The organism is Sphaerochaeta pleomorpha str. Grapes, assembly GCF_000236685.1.
GTDB lineage: Bacteria > Spirochaetota > Spirochaetia > Sphaerochaetales > Sphaerochaetaceae > Sphaerochaeta > Sphaerochaeta pleomorpha.
Genome location: NC_016633.1, coordinates 2,707,068 through 2,731,119, shown reverse-complemented (window position 1 = coordinate 2,731,119; position 24,052 = coordinate 2,707,068). Strand labels below are relative to the sequence as shown.

Annotated in this window: 22 protein-coding genes; 4 read left to right on the top strand and 18 right to left on the bottom strand. The window is 47.7% G+C overall.

What is annotated here, in order from left to right:
• The 4 genes from SPIGRAPES_RS12410 to SPIGRAPES_RS12395 all read right to left on the bottom strand — a co-directional run bounded on the left by SPIGRAPES_RS12410 (position 1) and on the right by SPIGRAPES_RS12395 (position 3,857).
• Positions 1–1,059, bottom strand: coding sequence for a hypothetical protein (locus SPIGRAPES_RS12410; protein ID WP_014271091.1), 1,059 nt, complete (start codon positions 1,057–1,059; stop codon positions 1–3).
• Positions 1,056–2,291: a peptidase T gene (gene pepT, locus SPIGRAPES_RS12405; protein ID WP_245535502.1), complete on the bottom strand. Its 1,236-nt coding sequence runs from the start codon at positions 2,289–2,291 to the stop codon at positions 1,056–1,058. Before pepT ends, SPIGRAPES_RS12410 begins: the two co-directional genes overlap by 4 nt.
• A 124-nt stretch (positions 2,292–2,415) precedes the next feature.
• Positions 2,416–3,273 carry a hypothetical protein gene (locus tag SPIGRAPES_RS12400; protein ID WP_014271089.1) on the bottom strand — a complete coding sequence of 286 codons (858 nt, stop codon included), beginning with the start codon at positions 3,271–3,273 and terminating at the stop codon, positions 2,416–2,418.
• Positions 3,270–3,857: a hypothetical protein gene (locus tag SPIGRAPES_RS12395; RefSeq protein ID WP_014271088.1), complete on the bottom strand. Its 588-nt coding sequence runs from the start codon at positions 3,855–3,857 to the stop codon at positions 3,270–3,272. Before SPIGRAPES_RS12395 ends, SPIGRAPES_RS12400 begins: the two co-directional genes overlap by 4 nt.
• Before the next feature lie 261 nt (positions 3,858–4,118).
• Here SPIGRAPES_RS12395 and SPIGRAPES_RS12390 point away from each other — a divergent pair, with 261 nt between their 5' ends.
• Positions 4,119–5,189 (top strand): hypothetical protein, encoded by a 1,071-nt coding sequence (locus SPIGRAPES_RS12390; protein WP_014271087.1) that lies wholly within the window; start codon positions 4,119–4,121, stop codon positions 5,187–5,189.
• On the opposite strand, the gene SPIGRAPES_RS12385 is transcribed toward SPIGRAPES_RS12390, so the two are convergent.
• Together SPIGRAPES_RS12385 and SPIGRAPES_RS12380 are read right to left on the bottom strand one after the other, a co-directional pair.
• On the bottom strand, positions 5,186–5,785 hold the full coding sequence (locus tag SPIGRAPES_RS12385) for a hypothetical protein (protein WP_014271086.1): 600 nt from the start codon (positions 5,783–5,785) through the stop codon (positions 5,186–5,188). The genes SPIGRAPES_RS12390 and SPIGRAPES_RS12385 overlap by 4 nt on opposite strands.
• Before the next feature lie 38 nt (positions 5,786–5,823).
• Positions 5,824–6,270, bottom strand: a complete 447-nt coding sequence (locus SPIGRAPES_RS12380; RefSeq protein ID WP_014271085.1) for a PTS sugar transporter subunit IIA — start codon at positions 6,268–6,270, stop codon at positions 5,824–5,826.
• Positions 6,271–6,358: 88 nt separating this feature from the next.
• On the opposite strand from SPIGRAPES_RS12380, the gene SPIGRAPES_RS12375 reads away from it, so the two are divergent.
• The gene (locus SPIGRAPES_RS12375) at positions 6,359–8,425 is read left to right on the top strand and encodes a lactonase family protein (protein ID WP_014271084.1); all 2,067 of its coding nucleotides are present in this window, start codon (positions 6,359–6,361) and stop codon (positions 8,423–8,425) included.
• Between the two features lie 98 nt (positions 8,426–8,523).
• Here SPIGRAPES_RS12375 and SPIGRAPES_RS12370 read toward each other — a convergent pair whose 3' ends face one another.
• The 8 genes from SPIGRAPES_RS12370 to SPIGRAPES_RS12335 form a co-directional block, all read right to left on the bottom strand.
• A complete protein-coding gene (locus tag SPIGRAPES_RS12370) occupies positions 8,524–9,876 on the bottom strand; it encodes a glucose-6-phosphate dehydrogenase (protein ID WP_014271083.1) in 1,353 nt (450 codons plus the stop codon).
• Positions 9,873–10,544 carry a 6-phosphogluconolactonase gene (locus SPIGRAPES_RS16645; protein WP_014271082.1) on the bottom strand — a complete coding sequence of 224 codons (672 nt, stop codon included), beginning with the start codon at positions 10,542–10,544 and terminating at the stop codon, positions 9,873–9,875. Before SPIGRAPES_RS16645 ends, SPIGRAPES_RS12370 begins: the two co-directional genes overlap by 4 nt.
• Positions 10,545–10,710: 166 nt before the next feature.
• Positions 10,711–11,856, bottom strand: coding sequence for a GGDEF domain-containing protein (locus SPIGRAPES_RS16640; protein ID WP_014271081.1), 1,146 nt, complete (start codon positions 11,854–11,856; stop codon positions 10,711–10,713).
• 490 nt (positions 11,857–12,346) lie between these two features.
• Positions 12,347–14,095, bottom strand: coding sequence for an NADH-dependent [FeFe] hydrogenase, group A6 (locus SPIGRAPES_RS12355; protein WP_014271080.1), 1,749 nt, complete (start codon positions 14,093–14,095; stop codon positions 12,347–12,349).
• 22 nt (positions 14,096–14,117) lie between these two features.
• Complete coding sequence (locus SPIGRAPES_RS12350) at positions 14,118–15,905, bottom strand: NADH-quinone oxidoreductase subunit NuoF (protein WP_014271079.1); 1,788 nt, start codon at positions 15,903–15,905, stop codon at positions 14,118–14,120.
• Positions 15,905–16,309: a (2Fe-2S) ferredoxin domain-containing protein gene (locus tag SPIGRAPES_RS12345; RefSeq protein ID WP_014271078.1), complete on the bottom strand. Its 405-nt coding sequence runs from the start codon at positions 16,307–16,309 to the stop codon at positions 15,905–15,907. Before SPIGRAPES_RS12345 ends, SPIGRAPES_RS12350 begins: the two co-directional genes overlap by 1 nt.
• Before the next feature lie 34 nt (positions 16,310–16,343).
• Positions 16,344–16,928, bottom strand: a complete 585-nt coding sequence (locus SPIGRAPES_RS12340) for an ATP-binding protein (protein ID WP_014271077.1) — start codon at positions 16,926–16,928, stop codon at positions 16,344–16,346.
• Positions 16,929–16,946: 18 nt separating this feature from the next.
• On the bottom strand, positions 16,947–17,420 hold the full coding sequence (locus tag SPIGRAPES_RS12335) for an NADH-quinone oxidoreductase subunit NuoE family protein (protein WP_014271076.1): 474 nt from the start codon (positions 17,418–17,420) through the stop codon (positions 16,947–16,949).
• Between the two features lie 179 nt (positions 17,421–17,599).
• Between SPIGRAPES_RS12335 and SPIGRAPES_RS12330 the strand changes: the two genes are divergently transcribed.
• Positions 17,600–18,253, top strand: a complete 654-nt coding sequence (locus SPIGRAPES_RS12330; RefSeq protein WP_014271075.1) for a redox-sensing transcriptional repressor Rex — start codon at positions 17,600–17,602, stop codon at positions 18,251–18,253.
• Here the strand turns inward: SPIGRAPES_RS12330 and SPIGRAPES_RS12325 are convergent.
• Genes SPIGRAPES_RS12325 through SPIGRAPES_RS12315 form a run of 3 tightly spaced genes read right to left on the bottom strand, consistent with a single transcriptional unit; the run spans position 18,248 to position 22,116 of the window.
• Entirely contained in the window at positions 18,248–19,261 is a 1,014-nt protein-coding gene (locus SPIGRAPES_RS12325) for an endonuclease/exonuclease/phosphatase family protein (protein ID WP_014271074.1), read from the bottom strand. The genes SPIGRAPES_RS12330 and SPIGRAPES_RS12325 overlap by 6 nt on opposite strands.
• A gap of 42 nt (positions 19,262–19,303) precedes the next feature.
• Positions 19,304–21,532 carry an MFS transporter gene (locus SPIGRAPES_RS12320; RefSeq protein WP_014271073.1) on the bottom strand — a complete coding sequence of 743 codons (2,229 nt, stop codon included), beginning with the start codon at positions 21,530–21,532 and terminating at the stop codon, positions 19,304–19,306.
• A gap of 8 nt (positions 21,533–21,540) precedes the next feature.
• A complete protein-coding gene (locus tag SPIGRAPES_RS12315; RefSeq protein WP_014271072.1) occupies positions 21,541–22,116 on the bottom strand; it encodes an ATP-dependent Clp protease proteolytic subunit in 576 nt (191 codons plus the stop codon).
• A gap of 176 nt (positions 22,117–22,292) precedes the next feature.
• Between SPIGRAPES_RS12315 and era the strand changes: the two genes are divergently transcribed.
• Entirely contained in the window at positions 22,293–23,174 is an 882-nt protein-coding gene (gene era, locus SPIGRAPES_RS12310; protein ID WP_014271071.1) for a GTPase Era, read from the top strand.
• A 223-nt stretch (positions 23,175–23,397) separates the two neighbouring features.
• Here era and SPIGRAPES_RS12305 read toward each other — a convergent pair whose 3' ends face one another.
• Positions 23,398–24,018, bottom strand: coding sequence for a flavodoxin family protein (locus tag SPIGRAPES_RS12305; protein WP_014271070.1), 621 nt, complete (start codon positions 24,016–24,018; stop codon positions 23,398–23,400).
• Positions 24,019–24,052: the final 34 nt, after the last annotated feature.

Sequence of the window (24,052 nt, the reverse complement as noted above, 5' to 3'; positions counted from 1 at the left end):
TCACCAAGTGTACGCCGTTGTGAGAATTAGGGAAAGTCCCGCATCATATTTCGCTTCCGATAATGACCAGTTTTTACTCAAGATTCCCAGTTGCAAGGCCCAAGCCGAGCTTAGGTGATAGCGGTACGCCAATTCGGCTTCACTCCCGAACAATAGATCCGCCTCGGTAGTGGAAAAACCCAACCCTACCCTACAAGAGGCCACCAGGGCACTGCCAGAGAGCATTCTACCCGTTGCCCCGAATACCAGGGACAAAGGCAGGTGGACTTCAAAACCAGCGAGAGCCATAAAGGCCAAAGAATCATCGAACCGATAAAAAGCAGAGCCTTTCAGGGAAAAGAGAAAAGGATGGAGCCCAACATCCTGGGAATAGACCCCCTCGATTCCAAGACCAAACAGATTGTCACGATAGGAAACCGGCAAAGCCAAGGCAAGAGTCTTTCCTGCCAGTTTCTCCAGCTTCATCCCAGGGAGCAGGGTTTTCCCATACAAAGGAAGAAACCTTACTAAAGGTTTCTCCCCTTCGATGAGATTGTCAGCTACCAGAACCCCTGTTTTTGTCCCGTGCGTATCGACTACGGCAACATAATCCCCCCTGTGCAAATCCTGTGAAGAGGGAAGAAAGGAAGAGTAGCTTGACCGATAGCAATAATCCAGTTTCAAACCATCAGGGGGGGGAAGGAGGGTCAACGCATCATAACGAAGCTGTTCAAACAGGGCTTGTTGCAGATTCTTTTTCAAAGAAGCCGCATCCTTACCCAGCCCATGAAGCCTTTGTTCCAGGATTTTTCCCTGAAACGAGAATTCCAAGGAACAGCTGACTTCAAAGCTCTCGGTTACCGAGAGCGGACCGATTGTAACGACAAGGTCGTCCTCCAGAGGATAGGGAAGACGTGGCAAAAAACTCTCTTCTGTTGCTAGTTGCACTGCTTCTCCCACGAGAACCCCGATTGTTGTCTGGGAATCTGCCGGTGAAAGCCGTGTAAAAATCCTTGCCTCGGCACTGAAGAGCGGGAGGCAGGCAACGAAGACTAGCAACAAGGAAGAGAATTTTTTCATGCCTCGGCACCGATTTTTACCAGTTCCAATACCAACAAAGCACTATCGGTCATGGCAGGGAGAGCTGCCCACTCAAACCTTGAGTGCAGGTTATGGCCACCGGTGAAAATATTCGGGCAAGGTATTTTCCTCTCGTTTGCCATTCTTGCCCCATCCGTGCCTCCGCGGATCAACTGTTCGTCAAGCTTCATCCCCAGTCGTTCCCCGGCCTTATAGAGTGCTTCCATGGCAAAGGGCTTTTCCTTGGCAGCGAAAATCATATTGTAATAGATATGCTTTGCGTTTACGGTTACTTTCCCGTTCGGATACAGGGCCTCGGTAGCTTTTGCCAAATCTTTTAAAGCATCGATTCTCCGGTCCAGGACAGGAAGTTCAAAATCCCTGAGATAGAGGGTGAGGTCAATCTCGGTGGCATTGCCGTTTATTGTCTGGGCACAGTAATAGCCATATCGACCATCGGTGGCTTCAGGACTTTCTGCCTGGGGAAGGGCATTCACAAAAAAAGAAGCCATGGTAAGGGCGTTTACCAACCGACCCCTTGCAGCTCCAAGATGATAGCTGACCCCCGAGAAATGCACCTTGACTGTGGCGGCATTGAAACATTCTGCCTCAATCTCGTAGCGCTTGCCCCCATCGATGGTATAGCAATATTCACAGCGGATCTTGTCATAGGGAAAATGATCCATGCCAGCACCGGTTTCCTCGTCACTGGTAAAAATCAACTCGATTTCACCATGCTTGATTGTCGGATCGGAACAGAGAATGTTGGCAACTGCCATTATCTCGGCGACTCCAGCTTTGTCATCACTACCAAGCAACGTGGTGCCATCGGTTACGATAAGCTTTTCCCCGACATAGTTTGCCAATTCCTTATTCTCTTCGGCAAGGATTGAGAATTCATCATTGAGTTTGATGTCACCACCCGCATACGATTCGATGACCCGGGGCTTAACCCCATTTCCCATGACATCGTCGGCAGTATCTACATGGGCCATAAATCCTATGGTGGGGACAACATGGTCGAGATTTGAAGGTATATGGGCGACAACCACCCCGTTCTCATCCTCCACAATGTCCTTGATGCCAAACCCCGCCAATTCCGATTCGATCAAATGCAGAAGATCCCACTGAATATCGGTAGAAGGATGTCTCTCGGATGCAAGACTCTCATTGCTCATTGTATCAATTACTGCGTATCGCAAAAACCTTTCAAGAATGTCTTTAGATAACATGTTTTCCATTGAAGTATCTCCTTAGAAACCTTTATTTCCAATGGAATCATTATTTCACAAACCAAGGGGGAGAGCAACCTGCAAATATGCCGGGTACCGATGAAGTACTCCGGCAAAAACATTTCTAAACGGTGAAATTATACTCCTTCAGCATAGGCTTCACCATGTCTATAATATTGTAAAGGGCAAACACGCAAATGACTATTCCGGTTACCACAGGGCCTCTCTTGAGTGTTTTTCCCACCGCAAGCATACTTGAAGCCATTGCGAACGAAACCTCGGGTTCGGTTGTAACGGTCATGAGCCATTCATTGAATGACTCGTCAAGGTTTCCCCCGAACTGGTAATATCGCCAGAGCGACATGATTGAGCTTGCAACTACACCTGCTGCGAGGGCAACGGCAGAGGCTGCGGTAACCTTTCCCCAGAATACAACATTCGGGATAAAGGCATAGACAATACCGGCAGCAAACAGGACCAGGGTCCTTGTGACCATTTTCTGCATGTCTTTCCAGAAAGCCGCCCGCTGGGAGGGAGCCAGACCTTTGGCAAGGTTCTCTCCGTTTTGCATCATGATGGATCTGGTTTCCTGCAGTTTACTCTCCAGGTTTACCATTTCCTCGGCACTGATAAGGTCTTTGGCAAATTCTACGACGGTTTCAACCTGATTCTCATCATTGCCTTGGCTCACAGCATAGCAAAACTCAAGGTAGTCACGGCCATGGTCTTCAGCTAGGGTATTCTCGACAATCTCAAGCCCTTGGGGAAGTTCCCCCTTGAGGGTCTTGGCCACATCTTCATCCAGATAAGCCCAAACCACATCCTTTTGTTCCTCGATCAACCTTGCTACCGTAGGAAACAATTGCTCGTCGGTCACTTTAGCCCTCGAACTGGCCTCCCAACCGAGGGAGCACCCTGAAAACTGAAGGACCAGCACCCCCACGACAACCCACGTTACAATCTTCTGCAAAGATTTGTTCACTGTACAGTCTCTCCTTCCTGCCGCATAGATTCTTCGCCTCCTGTCTCGGGCACAGGAGCGGCAAGAAAATCCCAACCCAGAGAGACAGAGAAACGAACCGGGGCATAATCGGGAAATACTCCCGAAATGATGTCATATTCGTTTTGGAATACACCACTGGGGTCCCTGATTAGTAATTTGGGCTCCAAGAAAAGGTGCGACGAGACATGCCAGGTGTATCCAAAGGCAACCTCATTGAGATAGGGGTTTCCCTGTGCAGGTTTATCCAATCCGAAATACATTCCCATCTGGAAAAGGGAAACAGAAACAAAGAAACCATCAGAGAAGGGGCGATAATTCAAGAAGAGACCAAAGTCAAGCAACGTTACGTCGCTATAGGTAGTATCTGATAGAAGCGTCAATGGAAAGCTGATCCCAAAACCTGAAGAGAAATTGACTCCCAGATCAATTCTGGTTTGCAGACAATCATTCCAGAGGAAATCGATGGAGGAACCATCCAGAGAGACATACGGTACAGCACTCTTTTCAGCATACAGACAAGAAAGGATGAGCACCAACAGTACCGTAACAATTGCTTTTTTCATTGTATTTCCCCTGCGTGAATCACCCTAGCATGGGGAACAAAAGGAAAATATCCTTCATATTAACTACATAGGATTTAGTATTCAAAACTATAAAAAGAACCAATAGGGCTTCTTTTCAATTGTGCATGCGCTGTTATGTGTATTTTTTAGCAGTTAGCAAGGAACTATTTGGGAGAAACATAGAGTTTCATAAAAAATAGTAGCAGAAACCCAGGGAAAGTCTTAAAATATTCAGTATACTTATGCATAAGGAGCCCTGTCGTGAGAAGAAACCTTGTAATACTGTTACTCATAATCTCCAGTCTCTCAGTCCTTGGTGTTACATACTGGCTTTTCAGACCAGGGAAGGCAGAAGTAGAGACCGCGACAGTACAAAGTGCAGAGCCCCTTAGGCAGGAACCTCAGGTTGCAAAAGAAAAAGCGATAACCCAACCTGTAGCAATCAAAGAAATACCAGAAACCAAACAAGAAGTAACAGAGGCTGAACCAGTGGTTTCCTTACAGGAGCCCATTGCTATTTCTACCATGTTAGAAGAGCCTGTACCCCTAGCCTCTGTGCCAGAGATTGAAGAAATGCCGAGGCCGGAAGACCCGATACTGGCAAATCTTTTAAAAGTCAGGGATGGAAAAACCCTGGCAACTGCAGCTCCCTTGACCATGCCTTCAAGTGCCCTGGGAATCCGTGGACAATTGATAACGGCAGATATCCCGGAAAAAACAATACTCCCTGAAACGAGCGAGGAAGTACTGCAAAATAAGAATTCAGAAACCCCCATGGTTGCCGAGGTTACCGTAGAACCCCTAGTTGCGGGAAACCCACAGAACCCAAAGGTAGCGGTAACAGAAGCTGTCCAACCTGCTCCTGATGCTGATATCCCAGAGATAGCAAAAGAAAACAGTCCTGAGATGGTGCTTTCGATTTCTTTCTTCGATAAACAGCTTGACCCCTTTTCCAATGGGATAAAGGCAAGCCTTGATTTGACAGGGACTGTCGATTCCTTCGTATGGGGAGGATCCCTCGAATTGGGAATGATCTATGAGACTCCGAACAGGATATATGCAAGCTTGCTCGGCAAGGCAATTTGGACACTAGGAAAGGGAAATGTGACCTTCCCTCTCTCCATTGCCCTAGGGCCGACGCTTTTCTACGACCAAAACAGCTCGTTTACCTGGGGAATTACAGCAGAGGCAATGGCAGGGATCCGTTACATGCTTACTGATTCTTTCAGTCTTTTTGCCTCGACAGGGATTACCTACCAATTGGAAATTCCTTCCTTTGAAAATCATTGGGTCATACAGCCTTTGCAACTGGGAGTCGGGTTCAGATTCTAGTCTTTTTCCTTTTCCGGTTCCTTGGTCTCGACAGCCTTTGGAAAAGAGGGGGCATTGGCCGCCTCTGAGAAAACCTCAACCCCTTGGGGGACCTGCGGATTTTCACTCCATCCCAGAGCCTCTACAATCTTACTCTTCTGTTTCTTGGCTTTGGCATAGACAAAGCGGAAAGAATTTTCCCCTACATAGAAAACAAGCCCCTTACGCACAGACAAAACGGGACCTACCCCTATACTACTCAATTCAGAGACATCCAGATTCCATACAGGCTTGCAAGGAACATCTTTTGACCAGGCAGTGTCAGAGCGTTTGTAAAGCACCAATTGCTTGTGATCTATGACCAGTCTCCCCCTGATCAAATCCCCTTCACCTAAAGGCGGTACCATTCCACAGAAGAAAGAAAGGGTATAGGGTTCGTTCCTAACCTTTTGTACGTCTTTTTCCGATACCCCATAGGAGATGAGGTAAAAAAGGTAAACCAGTACAAATAAGAGGGGAAACAGGGAATAATACAGGACGACACCGATCTTTGCCGGTGAAAAAAAGACAATAACAAGAGTTAATGCCAACAAGCAGGCTTTGATGATTGTTTTCATACTCTGAATGTAATCTCATACAAGACAAAAATAAAGTACTATAGTCCAAAGACAGAGAGAATTTCACCTTTGCTCGTGGCCTTGATCATCGTATTGCGGATTGCTTCTGATTTAATAACCATGCTTATTTCCGCCATAAACTGCACATGCACGCTCATTTCATCGTAAGGTGACAGGGTAAGGATGAAAATCTGGGAGGGCTTTCCGTCCAAGGATTGGAAATCCAGGCCTTCAGGTTTAATGCCAATGCAAGCAGTGAGTTTTTCAACAGCCCTGGTCTTGGCATGGGGAATGGCAACGCCATTCTGTATCCCCGTCGTCATTTTTTTCTCCCTTTCCAGGATATCAGAGAGAGCCTGAGCAGGGTCAATGACTTTTCCCTCAGCTACAAGGATTCCTAACAGTTCAGAAATCACCTCTCGTTTTGAGTTGGCTTTGAGAGGGTACCGTACAAGTTTCTCTGATAAAATGTTTTTCAGTTTCATGATGCCTCCAGTATTATGTTTTCCAGAGAAAAAGCAATATTCGTGAAGCAATACCCTAAGAAAACCTCCTTTCCGTTTGGAGGCACTTATGAAAAAACACGTATCCATCCCCAGTTGGTTTGCAATTCTCCTTCTGGTCATGGCATCACTCAATCTGGCAGGCTGCAAAGAAGACCCTGCAAGGTCTACCTTGCGCCTGACTTTGCAAAATGTACAGAATCCCACGGAAAGATCCTTGGTCCCTACAGGGATTCCACTTGAAGTAACAAAATATGTGGTCCAGGGCACGGGCCCCCAGGGAAACACGTTCTCCATGGAATCTTCGAACTCCAGCCTGGAAATCGAGGGTTTGCTCATCGGAAACTGGGATTTATATGCAATCGGGCAAAACAGTTCCGACGTCGACCTTGTCGAGGGCTCCAATTCTTTCCTTTTGACCACGGAACCCAAGAATGTAACCGTGCAGCTAAACACCCTCAAGGGAACGGGAACCATGACCATCAATTTCCAATGGGATATGGAAAAGATTTCCAATGCGTCCATCGAACTATCGGTAACCAATCAAGAGGGGGTAAAGACTGCGGTAGCACCGACGATTAACAATTATGCCAACGGTTCAGTGACCTATAGCGCGTTTTACCCTGCCGGTTCCTATACGGTCCAAGCACGACTGTATAGCGGCAGCATCGCCGTTGCCGGTTGCGCAGAGGCTGTCCGGGTTGTAGGAAACAAGATTACAGAGGGAACCATTACCCTGGATCTGGATAAATTTGCAGAAATCCCCAGCTCGCTAACCTTGATAAACAAGGCCGGAACCCCGATTGAATGTTCAATCAGCGGGTTGTCTTCAACTATGATTGCAATGCAAAACGTAACTGCTGAGATAGCAACTATGAATATCTCTGACAATGGGAGTTTGGAGATTTCCTGGTTCCTTGATGGACAACAGATTGCAACTGGGCTTGATTGTACGTTTGTTCCTTCCAGCGGGACCCATCGCCTTGATGTCATAGCAACGGGAGCCTTACTGGCCAGTTCCGGGTCAGCCAGTTTTACTTTTCAGGCAACGGTCGGGGGGACACCGGATATTCCAGTTCTCATGACCGAGGTAGCGGACGGTACCGAGGGCCTGTATGTCGCTGGGGATACGAAAGTAGCATTCCTTCCCGACGGAAAAGTATTACTGGCTAGTGCAACCCACAATTCCCTGCAAGTATGCAGGATCGTCCGAGATACTATGGAAGTCATCCGGTCCTATTCGACCTCTGACGATTTCAACACCGTTGGCATTACCGATATGCTTGTCGACCCGAATTCCTACCGGGTTGCCATTGCCGATGCAACAACGCCTGGGATTGCGCTTTACCAGTACGATGCCTCAGATGCAACATTGACAAAGCTTTTTTACCGGAACAACGTCAAATATACAAAATCCGATGGTTCTACCCTGACTTTTTCTGATATCGATATGCTTTCTCTTGATGGGTCAAACGGAACGCTCTACTGTACGGTTCCAGGCTCTACCGACCTACCTATGAGCAATATGTATGCGTCGAATGCCGAAGATTTCCAGACGAATTCCTATACCTATTTCCTATTCTCCTCATTACAGGAATTCTCAGGCATGGCAATTGCGCCGGGAAACAACAAGGCTGCACTGTTCAGCGAACCTGATGGGTTACTTAAGCTTTGTACAAGGGACAACTCAAACAAACTGATCGCGAATGACAAGAATTTCAGTTCAGAAACAAATGGAACTCCCTATCTGAGCGGGATTCGTTCAGTTGCATTCCTCAATGATTCGAACGTAGTCTGCGGGACTGGGAATGCATTGAACAGGTTTACAAACACATCGGCACTGAACTGGGAACAAGCCGATATCTGGCTTTCCGGACAGAACGGGATAGACAGTATGCTGGGAATAGAGCAACTCATAGTCAATCCATCCAGGACTGTGCTCTATGCCATCTGCCAAGACAGTAAAAACATACACTGTTTCGCAGTAGATAGCTCCACAAGTGAGCTCTCCTATCTTGGGGCGGCAAGCCTGGGAATCTTCCAGCCCTCGGGGGCAGCACTTTCCCCTGACAGGGAATTTCTGATTGTGTTTTCAAAAACCGCAAATAAAATCCTACTTTTCAGGATTCCCCAGTAGGAGGACTGAGGTCAAAAAGACAGCGTTATGCAAATAACCCCTATCTGGACACAGGCTCACAACCTGCGTCCTTTTTTTTGCCTTTGGCTTCACCTTGCCTAGGCAAACCAGGTAAAACCATCATGCTCGGAAAGCCCGGCAACAAAGGAGGGAAGCGCTCTGGAAGGATATACCTCCAAGGGAATGTCTTCCTCCAGCATAGGGACGACGATCCTCCAGGACTCCTTGATTTCCTGCATTGTGGGAAAAAGGCTCTTATCGCCTTCAAGTATCTTCCGTACAATCTGTTCATAGGCCTCTGGGGTATTTGCACCGAAGGTCTCTGCTTGATTGAACCGAAACCTCACCGGTTTCGATTTCCAGGAAGTGTTCGGTTGCTTGAGATTCATGCAGATATCGATGGATAGTTCCGGGTGAATGGTTATGATTACACCGTTCTCTGCAATTGTCTCATCGTGCATCGCTTTTTTCGTGGTGTTCCTGAACTTTATATAGATGAGTGATTTAGGCTCTTTCTGCATTTTACCTGTTCGTACATAGATGGGGATGCCTGTAAAATCATAGGTATTCACAGAGAGTTTGAAGGCTGCATAGGTGGGGGTGTTGACCTCATGGTTGCTACTCGCGCCCAAGGTATCGTATTTCCCCATATGAAAGTCTGTGATAGGGGCAATCGACCGCAGGACTTTCACTTTTTCCATCGAGATATCTTCAGGGGTAAGTGCTACAGGTTCATTCATGGTAAGGTAGGTGACAATCTGCATGATATGATTCTGGATGGTATCCCTTACCACCCCGATTTTCTCATAGAAACCCAACCTCTGGTCAACCCCATGGGTTTCGTCAAAGATAATCTGGATGTTCTCAATAGAATTGTTATCCCAGATTTTCCGGATAATATCATTATGGAACCGAAGGATCAAAAGATTCTGCATGAATTCCTTGCCAAGATAGTGGTCTACCCGGTATATCTCTTTGTCGGAAAAGCCCTTCAGCAGGATTTCATTATATCGTTCGGCACTCTCCAAATCGAACCCGAAAGGTTTTTCCACCACGATTTTCTTTGAAATCCGGCAGGCGCAGGAAACCTGGGAATCTACTTTCTGTATCTGGTTGATTACCTCTTCATACAAGGAAGGCTGCAAGGCAAGGTAATAGATGAGCTCAATCTCCGTATTATCAGCGATTATCTGTTGCAGGCGGTCATGCAATAAATCCGTTGCATTCGGATCGGCCATATCATAGGAAAGGTAATCGAGTCGTTCGAGAAAAGCATCTGATACGCTGGAATCTACCATGGAGGCCAAAAAATCGCCACGGTCAGAAAACCTTCTTCCCAAGGCAAGCGTAGTAAAATCGAACCCTTTGCGAATGAGGTTGTCATATGCCGGGTATAATTTAGTACGTACCAGATCGCCTGTTCCCCCAAATTGGATAATTATTCTTTTCATTTCGGTATTCCTTTCAAATCGGTAACAACGGTCACGGTAAAACCCTCAAGAACGAAAAACCTGCAAGGGAGTGAAGATGCCCCTTCCTTGCCCAAAAGAAAACGGAGCAAGGCTTCCCTTTTGCTCTCACCAAGAAACAACAACCGGATTTTTGCTTGCTTTGCCCAGGTTCGAAAACCACGATAGGTTACGGTAATCCGCTGGGCAGGGGGTTTGGGGCTATTGTCCACAAGGGCAATCCCCTCTTTGCCCTGCTCATCCAAAAGAGGATATGAAGAGGGAAACAACGAGGCTATATGGCCATCTTCCCCGACGCCCAGATAAAGCAAAGACAATTTGCCGTCATTCCCCATAAGAGGCTTTTCCCTTTGGGGGACTACCAGTTGTTCAGGTTTGAGAAGCCCGCTTGCAAAGGCCTCTTTTAGGCCGACATCGAGCAAAGTACTAAAATTGGTCTCGCCGCTGAGACGTTCATCAACCAGATAGATGCACAATCGTGAAAGGATTTCTGGTGGACAGGAAAGTATTCCCTGAACCAAGGGCTTTGCACTCCTGCCTCCGGGAATCCCAACATGTAGCAAACCATCACTTATCAGTGCATACTCAATCAGGTCGTCATGTACGAGAAGGGAAAGATCCTCAAGCCGCTCCAAGTATAATGTTTCCATAGAAAAAATATACAACAATTCAAGACAGGGGGACAGTGCAAAGACTCACGCCTTGCAATAAACAGAAAGAGGAATAGAAACCAGAGAAACAAGCGTATCAACTCAGGCGATTTGCCTGAAGCAAAAGAATCTGCTCAGAAGGCCTTATAACAATCAGCTATCTCATTTAGTTGCCATGCAAGACATTTTCTGCAAGCACAGTCTGGTTTCTACCCTGTTGTTTGGCCATATAAAGGGCCTGGTCTGCTGCATTAAAGAGAGAGCTTGCATCTTTGAAACGTTCATTGAAAGAAGCTATGCCGCAACTGAAGGTAATGGAAAGCCCCAAGGCCTTAGGAGATTCCTGAAAATATTTCAGGCGCAGTTTTTCACATTCTGTCAGTAATGAAAAAGAGTCCCTATACTTGCAAAGCAAGGCAAACTCATCTCCTCCAAAACGGAAAGCATATACGTCCTGGCCTTCCAGACCCTTTAAAAGTTGCGAGAAATACAGCAAGACCTCGTCACCTTTTGCATGCCCGAATGAATCGTTTACAGATTTGAAGTGATCCAGATCGATGAGTACAAGCGATAACGGTTCTTTGGTCCGGGAACTCTCATTGATACAAGTGACAAAGACTTCATCAAAAGTAGAGCGATTGTTCAGTCCAGTGAAGCGATCGAACTGCATGAGAGAATGCATTTTTGACTGTGTTTCATAGGAAATTTTCAATTCTGCCAGATTTTCCATGGTATTGCGTATCAGTATTTTCGAGAATACAAAGGAGATGCTCAGAATTGCCAACGCCGAAACCAGTTCGACCCAGATATATCCAGCCTCGATACGCTGGGGAATATCAGGAATAATGCATAAGGTACACGCGATGGTCATTACAAAACAGATGAGATATATATTCCTTGTCATTTTGGGTTTTGAAAAAATAGATGAAACAAAAACAGGAATGGCAAAAGAAGCTAACAGCACCAAAGCAATCTTGTGCACCACAATCGTGAATGCAAGGCAGAACACCAAAAGCAAAATGACACTGTATTGTTTTACCGTAAGAGTCACCTTTTTGTTTTTCACAAACAGATCGACCGCACCCACCACAGCCAGTAATATGAGGGAGGGGGATAGTATATAGTGGACCCAATAGTAATACGTCGAATAGGGCAGATGTGCAGGACGGACTATCCAAATCCAGACCCCCACCAGTGTAACAAAATTTATCAGTATGCAAAAATAACCTGAAAGTACGATCAGGTGACAAAGCCATTCCTGTCTCTTGGTTATATTCTTTTCCCTAGGTATTTTTTTATCAATAAAATACATACATACGTCCTTTCCTCTTTCGTAAATAACCCAAATTTACAATTAACACAATTGCACCGTAGGTCCAGGCTAGAAAATATACGATAAAACATCTCCCGGTTATGAGAAAACCAGGCAGGAGGTGTAACAAACCAGGCGGAGTTTGAGATAAAATCATGCAGGACCCGCTTCTCCCATAACAAAGGGTTTACAAAGAACCATTGAAGGATGTAAGGCTCAATCCTTTTTGATGAGTTCACAACCATTCCCTTTTATATCATTAAGCCAAATGAATATACCACATTTTTCCAATTCAATCCAGATACATTTCTCGAAAAACCGGGAGCTCAAACGAAAACCCTAGGGTTTGCAGTTTAACCGAACCACTTTTCCTTTGTAACTGACAGGAGATTGTAGAGTACCTCCATGCAAAAAGGCCCTTGCATACCGGCAAAAGTAAGCCCGACCTCTTTTCGAAGCCGGGCAGCAAATCAACTAACTGTATGCAAGATTACGCCTTGTAGACAGGAATCTCGTGATACTTGGTGTGCAACAAGTGATGGGCCTCATGGCTCATTGGCTCGGTAAGGAAATCCTCGTAGATCTTGAGGATGGACGGGTTCTGGTGCGAGCACCTGACCTTGCTGTCCTTGTCATCCTGGTACAGACCTTCACTTCTTTCCTTGCGCAACTCGTCGTCGGCACCGTAAGGCTGGCCACCGCCTGCAATACAACCGCCACGGCAAGCCATGATTTCGATGAACTCGTACGGGGCAGTTCTGCCTTCGGCTTTGGCCGCTCGAATCTCATCCATCAAGACTTTGACGTTTGAAAGACCATGGACAACAGCTACCCTTACAGGGGTACCATCAAAATCAACGGTTCCCTTCTTGATATTGTCCAGACCACGGACAGCTTCAACCTCTACCTTCTCCATTTCCTTCTTGGTAACGAGATGGTAAGCGGTCCTTACTGCTGCTTCCATGACACCACCGGTGGCACCGAAGATGGTACCTGCACCGGAATACTCACCGATCGGGCTATCAGCTTCCTCTTCCTCAAGCTTGAGGAAGTCCATGCCAGAGCTCTTGATAAGGCGGGCAAGTTCACGTGTTGTCAGTACCAAATCAACATCAGGATACCCTGAGGCCTGCATGTTGTCATCACGGATAATCTCGTACTTTTTGGCAGTACAGGGCATGATGGCGACAGAGAAAATCTTTGCAGGATCTATGCCAGCCTTCTGGGCATAGTAGGTCTTGGTAATGGCTCCCTGCATCATCATAGGGCTTTTGGCACTGGAAACATTATCCAACAAGTCTGGATAATACTTCTCGACATAGTCGATCCAAGCCGGGCAACAGCTTGTCAGCTGAGGCAAGACGCCTCCGGTGGTCAAACGGTTCACCAGCTCACTACCTTCTTCCATGATGGTCAAGTCAGCACTGAAGTTGGTATCGTGGATTACATCTGCACCGATTTTGCGCAGGGCAGTGTAAATTTTCTTGGTCGTAACGGTACCGGAGGGAAGCCCGAAGGATTCGCTCAGGCCGACACGAATCGACGGGGCAATCTGTACGACAACCTTCTTTTCCGGATCCGCGACTGCAGAACGGAAAATATCAGTCTCATCCCTTTCGTAGATGGCACCGACGGGGCAATGGGCAGCACACTGGCCACACTTTACACACGGGCTGTCATCAAGGGAGAGCATTGCAGCAGGAGCCATGCAGGTACCATCACCACGGCCGATGAACTCAAGGGCGAATACACCCTGGAGGTCCTGGCAGACCTGTACGCAACGACCGCACTTGATACACTTAACAGGATCAAGGACGATGGAAGCGGTGGACTTGTCGATCGGTTTTTCATTGAGCCTGACTTCAAACGGCTGTTCCCTGATACCGAACTCGGCGGCAAGGTCCTGCAACTCGCATTCGCCATTGCGAATACAGGTCAAACAGGAAGACGGATGAGTGCTCAGCATCAATTCAAGGATGGTCTTACGAACGGAGAACAACTCCGGGTCGTTGGTAATGACACTCAAACCCTCGTTGACGGGGGAAGCACAGGCACGAAGGATCTTTGCGTTTCCTTCCTGCTTTACAATGCACAGGCCACAGGAACCGAAGGGCTTAAGGTCTTCGTGATAACAAAGGGTCGGAATACGGACCCCGGCAGCCTTTGCTGCATTCAATACGCTGGTACCCTCTGCGACTTCAACGGGGATACCATTTATCTTTACATGTACGATACTCAATTGATTCCTCCTCTTGGGGGTCCTAATGGACCTCGACTGCTCCAAATTTGCAAGTCTCCTTACACACACCGCACTTGATACAAATGCTGGAGTTGATGGAGTGGACCTGCTTCCTTTCCCCGGTAATGGCACCGACTGGGCACTTGCGGGCGCAAGCCGTACAGCCAATACACTTTTCCGGATTAATGGAATAGGTAACCAACTTCTTACAAGTACCGCTTGGACATTTCTTATCGATGATATGCGCCATGTATTCCTCTGGGAAGAATTTCATGGAAGAAAGAACCGGGTTTGGAGCCGTCTGTCCAAGGGCACAGAGTGAACCTTTCTTCATAGCTGCGCCGATGGTCTTCAAGGTCTCCAGGTCCTGGAGCGTCCCGTTCCCCGCGGTTATCTTTTCAAGGATATTGCAAAGAGATCTTCCACCGATACGGCAGGGAGCACATTTTCCACAGGATTCATCAACGGTGAAGTTCAGATAGAATTTTGCAACGTCGACGATACAATCGTCTTCATCCATTACAATCATTCCACCGCTTCCCATCATGGAACCGATGCGTACCAAAGAACCGAAGTCAATCGGGGTATCGAGGTTTGCCTCGGTAATAACGCCACCGCTGGGACCACCGGTCTGTACTGCCTTGAATTTCTTTCCATGGGCAATACCGCCGCCGATATCAAATACGATTTCCCTCAAGGTAGTGCCCATCGGAACCTCGACAAGGCCTGAGTTGCTGATCTTACCGGTCAAGGCAAAGACTTTGGTTCCCTTACTGTCGGCAGTACCGATTTTATTGAACCAGTTTCCACCCTTGGTAATGATGACAGGAATATTTGCCCAGGTCTCAACGTTGTTGATTACAGTCGGTTTTCCCCAGAGGCCCTTGACGGCAGGGAACGGTGGACGAGGCTGTGGCATACCACGGTGTCCTTCGATCGACTGCAACAAAGCGGTTTCCTCACCACAGACGAATGCGCCTGCACCGAGCCTGATCTCAATATCGAAATCAAAACCGCTGCCAAGGATATTCTCTCCGAGCAAGCCATATTCACGTGACTGCTTCATGGCTACTTCCAGACGATGGATAGCCAAGGGATATTCTGCGCGGATGTAGATAAAGCCCTGTTTAGCCCCGATTGCCTTACCACAGATGGTCATTGCCTCAAGGACTGAATGCGGGTCCCCTTCAAGGGTAGAACGGTCCATGTATGCACCCGGGTCGCCTTCATCGGCATTACAGACAACATACTTTACTTCGTTCTCGGCCTGCTTGGAGAAGTTCCACTTCATCCAGGTAGGGAATCCGGCACCACCGCGACCACGCAAACCAGATGTCTTCAATTCGTCAATGATATCATCGCTGGTCATTTCGAAAAGAGCCTTCTCGAGGGCTGCATACCCTTCACGGGCAATATATTCGTCAATGTTCTCGGGATCGATAAAACCACAGTTTCTCAAAACGATACGGAACTGTTTCTGGTAGAACTGGATATCCTCGACCTTCGCATGTTTCTGGCTCGCTTCCTTATTATAGAGAAGACGGGTAACTACACGGCCCTTTACGATATGTTCTGCGACAATTTCCTTGGCATCCTCGGGTTTTACCTTTACATAAAAGGAATCCTCGGGAAGGATCTTTACGATTGGTCCCTGTTCACAAAAACCGAAACATCCGGTTTTTACAACCTGAACCTCTTCTGCCAAGCCCTGTGCCTTACATTCTTCCACAAGGTTCTGGTAAATCTGGTCTGAACGGCTTGATTCACAGGCCGTACCTCCACAGACCAAGATGTAGTTTCTGAAAGCCATTATCTACCCCCGTCCTTCTTCATGATATCGGCAGCCGGACGATCAAAGAGATGATCAGTAACCAGTTGCTTAGCGATGATGTGCTGCTCAACAATCTTTTTGACCGTTGCGGCATCTACCTTACCATAAATAACATCGGGCATACCGGGGACCAAAACCTCAATGGTCGGTTCCACATAGCAAAGGCCCATGCATCCGGTCTGGGTGACGGATACGTTAGTGATTTTGTGTTCATCAAGAATCTGCAGGAAAGCATCCAGCACGACCTTGGCCCCTGCGGCGATACCACAAGTACCCATTCCGACGACAACCTGACAATCCTTGCCTTCGATATCGCGCTTCTGCAAGGCACTCTGCTTGGTTTCCCTCAGTTTTCTCAATTCCTCAAGAGTCATTTTACCCATTGTTCACGTCTCCTCAATATTCTGCGAAACAGAGCTACACTACAGAAGGTGTGTGCTCCACATAAAACTGCTTCAGGTCATCTTCCTGGGACTGGAGAAACTCCAACAGCAAGGTCATTGCACCGCACTGTGTCAAGGGTCCCAGAACATCCTCCAACTCCGATTTTGAAACCGCATAGTCTCCTCGGCCTTTCTCGGTCGAGAGCGATCGTCTGACAATAAATTCAACCGCAAGCGGATGACTCATCAGAAGCATCAGTGTTGAAGGGAGATCGCCCAATGGCGGGGTGTCGATATTGCCAAGGTCGAAACCAAAACCAACATCCGTCCCTACACCTGGTTCGGAACTAAGGGAAAAGTTTCCACCACCGGCTTCAACCGCCTGGACAAGAAACGGCAATCCCAATCCGACCTTCCGTTTTATATGTTTGACCCCATTCGTATAAAAAGGGTCCAACACCTTTTCCTGCAAAGCCTTATCCATTCCCTTGCCGTTATCGTGAACCAGAAACTGCATTCTGGTACCGGTCTCCTGTATGTCAAGAATTACCTGGGTACTTCCTGCTTCATACGAGTTCTGGACAATATCCAGCAAAAAATCACAGATAAAGATATGCATTGCCCTGTATCGCTTTCCTTATTTGAATTTCTCGATAATTCCGGAAATCTGGTCTTTTGTGACTTTTCCGAAAACCTCACCGCCAACGGTCATGACCGGGGCAAGCCCACAGCAACCGACACAACGGACAGCCTCAAGGGAGAATTCGCCATCCGTTGAAACTCCGCCGAGCTCAAGGTTGAGTTGTTTCCCCAATTCATCGACCAGTATCTGGCCACCTTTCAGATAACAGGCGGTACCCAGACAGACCTGGATGTTATGCTTGCCAGGTTTGGTAAGCTTGAAAAAATGATAGAAAGAAACAACACCCCAAATTGTTGCAAGGGGAACGTCGAGAAGGTTGGAAACCTGGTCTGCTGCCTCACGTGAGATATAGCTCTGTTCTTCCTGCACTTTATGGAGAACCATGATAAGGTTCCCCGGTTTGCCCTTCCACTCCTTGATGAATGCTATCAATTCGGGAGAGAACTTGAATTCGCTATTTACCGACATGTAACCTCCAATACCCAGAATAATGTTTTGGGGTATAATAGCATTTTTATACTGGACATGTATATTATTAGAGCACAGTTTATGTTGTATTTTGTGTCTCGGAATTGCTTTACGTTTTTTTATATTGACCAATTTTTGTTTTTAATCTACACTAAATCACATTAACAGGAGAGCCGAATATGAACAACGACCAACTTATACGAATCACACGGTACTACAGATCACTTAATCGTCTCAAGACTATCGGACTCGAGAAAGTGTTTGCACATAACTTAGCTGACGCTGCTGGTGTTTCCGCTGCGATTGTACGGAAAGATTTTTCGCAATTGGGCATACACGGGCAAAAAAGAGGCGGATATGAGATCTATGACCTGCTTTCTTCGCTCGGAACCATCCTTGGCAAAGGCGATCCGCAGAACTGTATTATCATTGGTTGCGGAAGAATTGGCCGTGCGTTGATGCATTACAACGGATTTGAACCCGATGGTATTAGAATTGTTGCAGGATTCGACAGCGACCCCTTGGTATACAGCGATGCATCCCACCCGGTCCCCATCTATCCTATCAGCAGAATCGATGAAGTGGTTGAGGCTCTCGAGGTTACTGCAGGAATCATTACGGTTCCGGAACAGGCAGCTGCTGACAGCTACGAACGGCTTGTAAAAGCAGGAGTCATGGGCATTCTGAACTTCAGCCCCATAACACTCAAGCCACAGCTCCAGAGCGACGGCGTCATGCCTGTTATCCATAACATCAACATTGCACTCGAACTTGAGCAGATTTTCTATGAATTGAAATTCCCCAAGACCGATTCAAAAACCGCAAAGTCATAATGTTTTCACAAGGGTCAGCAACACAGGATAATGGTCGCTGACCCCACTTTTACTTTCCACTCTCCATCCAAGGGGCGTCTGGTCTGCGTTCGAGCAGAAGGAGGGGGCAATGACTTTGCAAGATCCATATTCCCAGCCCTTCCTGTCAAATAGCATCCCATTTCCCAAAAACTGGTCATACCTATGCCACTGGCCGGAAAAATAACAACTTCCTGCTAGGGTAAAATGATTTTCCTCATCCAAAAAAGGGCTGTACCAGGCATCGGCAAACACCTCTTCTTGCATTCCCGTTATGCCAAACGAACCGGTAGCCATAAAAGGGCGGGCCTCACTGGAAGTTGTCTGGATAAGGGCCGTCTGGTTTCCCGACCCCTGGGTGAAGGCATCAGGGTCTTCATTGAAATCCCCACAGACTACAATAAGATGATCATTGTCCTTGCCAGCTGCCCCGGTAACCGTACGGGCCATTTCCAGGCGTAACGCCTCGGTTTCCCCAGGATCCCCAATCTGGCTTTTTGCATGGACTGCAAACACGGAAACATATCCTTCCTCGGTGGCAAAGACTGCCTCGATAACGGGACGAGCAGAGGGAACTTGATGGACAAGGACACGCTCAGGCTTTTGCCTGCTTATCAGGGCAGTGCTGATCGCACCGCCCTTTTCCCTGGCCGTGGCAAACCAGATGTAGCCTTTTCTGGCAAGGTGCCTTCGCAACAAATCTTCAACAACTGTTGCATTCTCCACTTCCTGCAATACCAAAACATCACAAAGGCCGATATCCCTATAGGACAAAACCTGCGCTACCTTTTTCAAACGTTGGTAATAGGCATCGGTATTCCAGCTTGCAGAAGGTTTATATTCCTCATATTCGGTGCCATCCAGCTTATCATCCATCAAATTCTGGACATTGTAGGTCAGGATCTTGAAGGTGGTATCTTCCTTGGCGTTTGCATCCAACGAACAACCACAGAAAGTCAGTATAACAAGCAGGATGACAGGGATTTTCATGGCTACCTCCTATAAGGGAGGTAAAAAATCGGTAATACTGCTTCAAACCCTTGAGTTTTTCCCCAAGGAATAGCTGAAATACAGTTCTGCAAGGAAGTCCTGGATATCGAATTGCCTGATATCCATATCCTTTGCCTTGAGCATCCCCAGCCGCAGGTTTTCGAAACAGGAATCCTGGGATACATCACACGTATCGAGAACCCCCATGCAGAAGGTACTGACAAATTCCCAGTCCTGTTTCTCGAAGGCCTGAAGGATTTCATCGTAGCGTTCGTCAATCTGCGGAAGGTCCCTGGCTTCGGTAAGGAAGCCTGACAGGAAATCCTTGACATCACCGTTGTTCATAAGCTCAAACAGATGGGCAAGCCGGGGAGAACCGAATTTCAAAAAGGAAGCAAGGACCGCATACCTAGTCTGGCGATAAGTAGCCGACCGCCTTTGTTCCACGGACAGGAAGAAATCCTGGTAAAACGAACCTTGCTTGTCCATGAAACGCTTTGCAATGAGAAAGTCTATTTCCTCATCTATATGCTTCGCCTTGAGCGAAAGGTCATTGACGATGGGAAGATACTCGGTACTCTCGGTTATCCTTGCAAGTGATTTGCTGGCCATCGACCGTACAGAAGACCAACGGCCTTCATGCAAAAGTTCGGCCAAGGCGGCCTTTGCCCTGGCATCTTTGCTATAGGAGCCCAACGCCGCAATGGCATCGAGCTGGAGGTAGGAATCGTTGTCCTGGGCAACCCGTATCAGATCGTCAAGCAGAGAAGGCCGGGGCCGGTCACCCAATGCCCTGATAGCCTCAAGTTTGTCCGTTGAAAACGGGGAGGCCAGGATGCTGCGCATTTCGCTGGTAGCCACGTTGTTGAGGTTGTTCCCCAGAGCCAACATCAAGGCACGGCGTTTACTCGGGTCGGTGGTATGTTCAAGTCTCTCGATCATCGACACCGCCTGCAGCCCGTGTACGGAGAATATGACCGCTGCCGCGGCCTGGGAAGAATAGGAACCTACCTCCAGTAGACGGGTAGCCACCAAGGTCTCCACCACCGTAAGGGCAATGGCAAAGAGGAAAACCAGGCTATACCCATTGCCTGCAGCGCTCCCTTCCAAGGTAAAGAGAGTGCTGGCAAGCTCCCCTTTATCGGCAAGATAGCCACTGACAAGACCAACTGCCAAGGCAATGATTGCAATGACAAAATTAACCATGGAATTGAATGAGATTGCCTCGTCATCAGGCATTACCTGGGCAACCAGCCTTACTACCAGGATGTTAATCATGGAAATGAAGAAATTGGTAAAGAAGCCCAGGACAAAGAACCATAAGGGGGAGGTTGTCGACCGCAACAGGGTCCAAACGACCAGAAAGAAAAGGGAGAACAGGGAGGAAAACACTACCAAAGGCCTCGACCCAAGCCGGTCTGCAAACTGTTTGCTGAAAAAACTGGCAAAGACGACAGCCAGTCCAAGGATTACCGAATACAAGACAACTACGCTGCCGGACAGGTGCAACTCAACACGCAAAAAGGGCACGGTCATCCCAAAGATGACGGTTACGCACGTGGACAGCCACCGCAAGAAAAGACGGCGACGGAAGGAATGCTGGGCCATCGCTTCCTTGAACAAAACAACGACGTTGCGGCCCTTTTTGTACGTTACTACGCTTCGACAGGGAATCTGACGAATCTTTGCCGAAGCAAGAGTGTTGCCGACAACCCCTAGCATCTGTAACAAGACCATACCGAAAAGCCCAGAGAATTGTTGAAACCCGAGCACCAGTGCCATAAGGCACCGCACAACCATCGAGGAACCCTGATAGGCAACATTGACGTTAGCTACGATTTTTCCCCGGTTCGCTACGCTGCTAATACTTTTAATGGTGAAATCATTGAGGGCAATCCCGATCATGCGGAAGATGCAAAAGACGGTATAGATGCCCAATAGAAGCAAAACTGCCCCGCTGCCATCCAAAAAGAAAAGACCAAGGTATCCAAGGCATACGAAGCCTCGCAGATACCAGACGGTCGACTGTACTTTTATCTGGTTTTTCCCTTGGAACAGGCGGGGGACAAACGGGAGGACGACCCCCGCGATATAGCTTGCAGAGGCTATGTAACCCAAGGCAAGGTTGTTTGCTCCGAAGCTGAGCGCCAGCAGGTAGACAATGGTGTCAGCAAGAAGGCTGTAGCCCATCCCGTTGTACATCTCTTCAACGTACATACAATGTCTGCCAAACTGTTTCTCAGCTTCGCTCAAATATTTTGTCTTAGGCATCAGATTTCCTAGAGTTCACTCCGAGTAGTTACAATCTTGCTTACCAAACCATAGGCCATGGCTTCCTCACTGGAAAGCCAGTGGTCGCGCTCGGTATCTGCATTAACCCTCTCGAGGGTGTTTCCGGTCTCTTGGGCAATGAGGCCATCGAGCTTGCTTCTCAGTTTTTCAATCTGCCTTGCATGGATCTCGATATCGGTGGCGACACCCTTCATCCCGCTCATGGGCTGGTGGATGAGATAGGTGGAATTGGGAAGGGCTACCCTGCATTCCTTGGGGACTGCAAGCAAAACCAGAGCAGCGGCACTTGCAACCAGGCCCATACCGATCATAAATACAGGGCAGGTCACGAACCTGACCATATCAAAGATCGCATAGCCGGCATCGACGTCGCCGCCGGGGCTGTTGATAAAAATGCGTACGGGGTCATGGCTCTCGCCTTCCAGAACCAACAATTGCTTGATTACCTGTTCTGCACTCTCTTTGTTAATTTCACCGCTCAACATAATGGAACGGGTTTTGAGCAATTTATCGGTTATCTGCGGATCTTGGATTGCAGGTTTCTTTTCTTCTTCCTGTGGCATGGAAAGCCTCACTTACCTAATGGATTTGAGCAAATAAATGCTCTTGTTGAGTATACGGGATTACTGTTCAATTGAAAAGGGATTCAACAAAAGAAACAAAGCCTCAAGGCAGCCTACTACGGGACTGTAGGCATTGCCTTGCCGATAGGCTATACTCACAAACGGAGGAATCATCCATGAAATGTGCTACGGTTGCAATTATAGGGAGGCCGTCATCCGGCAAAAGTACCCTTCTCAATACAATCTGTGAAATGAAAGTCTCGATTACGGCAAGGACCCCGCAGACTACGCGAAACGCTATCAGGGGCATCTATACCGACGAGCGCGGCCAATTAATCTTTACCGACACCCCGGGCTACCACCTCAGTGACAAGGAGATGAACAAACGCCTGCAGGAGACGGCAGTCAAAAGCTTGGAGGAATGCGATGTCATCCTCTATATGCTCGATGCAAAACGCCCCGCAGGGGAAGAAGAACTTGCCATTGCAGCAATTCTTTCGAAAACAAAGACCCCGGTGGTTTGTTGCCTGAACAAGAGTGATATTCTCAAAGAAAACGAAATAGAAGAAGGGAAGCAGTTCCTGCACGACCATCTTCCCGATTCGACCGTCCTCATCGCCTCTGCAAAAAAGGACGAAGGCGTGGACGAGATTCTCATTGAGCTGTTCAAGCTTGCCCCCGAGGGCGAATTGCTCTACCCGGTCGATTCCTATACCGACCAGCCGGTTGAATTCAGGGTAAGTGAAATCATCAGGGAAAAAGCCATCAACCTGGTTACCGATGAGCTTCCCCATTCCATTTTCGTCGAAATCCCCGATATCGAATACAAGGAAGCAGAAAACACTGTCTGGATCCGTGCCTTCATCAATGTAGAGCGCGACAGCCAAAAAGGCATTGTCGTGGGAAAGGGCGGAGAGAATATCAAGAAGATCCGCCAAGGCTCCGAAAAGGAAATTCGGTTGATCTTCCCAGGTAAGAAACTCCGTCTCGACCTGCAGGTAAAGGCCAAGGACAAATGGCGTAACAACGGCATTGTACTAGACAAGATATTGAGATAACTCTGAGCCAAGAAGGCTTGCAAGGATTTCCAAATTCATACGTATACTAAAAACGGACAACCAAGATTGTCCGTTTTTCATTGCTGGCAGGTTCTTTCACGAATCGAATTCGATTCCAACCAAACAATCAATTTGTATGAGGAATATACAAAGACTGTAAATTGCTTTCGTTTTGGCAAGGTATCCTAAAATATGTTTGCGACTCAAGATTCCCATGCCACTATCAGCGGATGAAATTAGTCCGTGCCTGTTTCTCAGCCACCGGTTTGGCAACTGTATCTTTGCCTGCCTCGATGCATTTCAGCAACCAGGCTAGGTTTGCACCGAGGTTTCTCATAACCTGCAGGCCTTCCAGGTCCTGTTTGACTTGCTCAGGGGTCTGCCCGTGCACACTGTTCCAGTAGGTGGAGGAAACAATCGGCATCTGGCTGATAGTAAAATATTTATTCAGCTGGTCGAAGGTAGCACTTGAGCCGCCCCTTCTGCAGGAAACTACGGCACAGCCCGGCTTGAGGGCAAAGTTGCTGCTACCGGCGTAAAACATCCTATCAAGGAAAGCCGTGAAAGCCCCTGCAGCAGAAGCATAGTGAACAGGCGACCCAAGGACCAGGGCGTCACAGGCTTTTGCCTTTTCGATTGCGGTATTTACCAAATCATCATTGAAGGTACACTCCCCGGTTTCCCTGCATTTTCCACAGGCAATACATCCACGGGTTGTGCTGGTGCCAATATGCAGGATTTCATATTCCACCCCTTCTTTCTCCAAGGCCAAGGCTACTTCGTTCAAGGCAGTATAGGTACATCCTTTTTTATGGGGACTTCCGTTAATCATCAATACTTTCATGTAATTCTCCTTGCAGGCTTTAGGATACACCTAA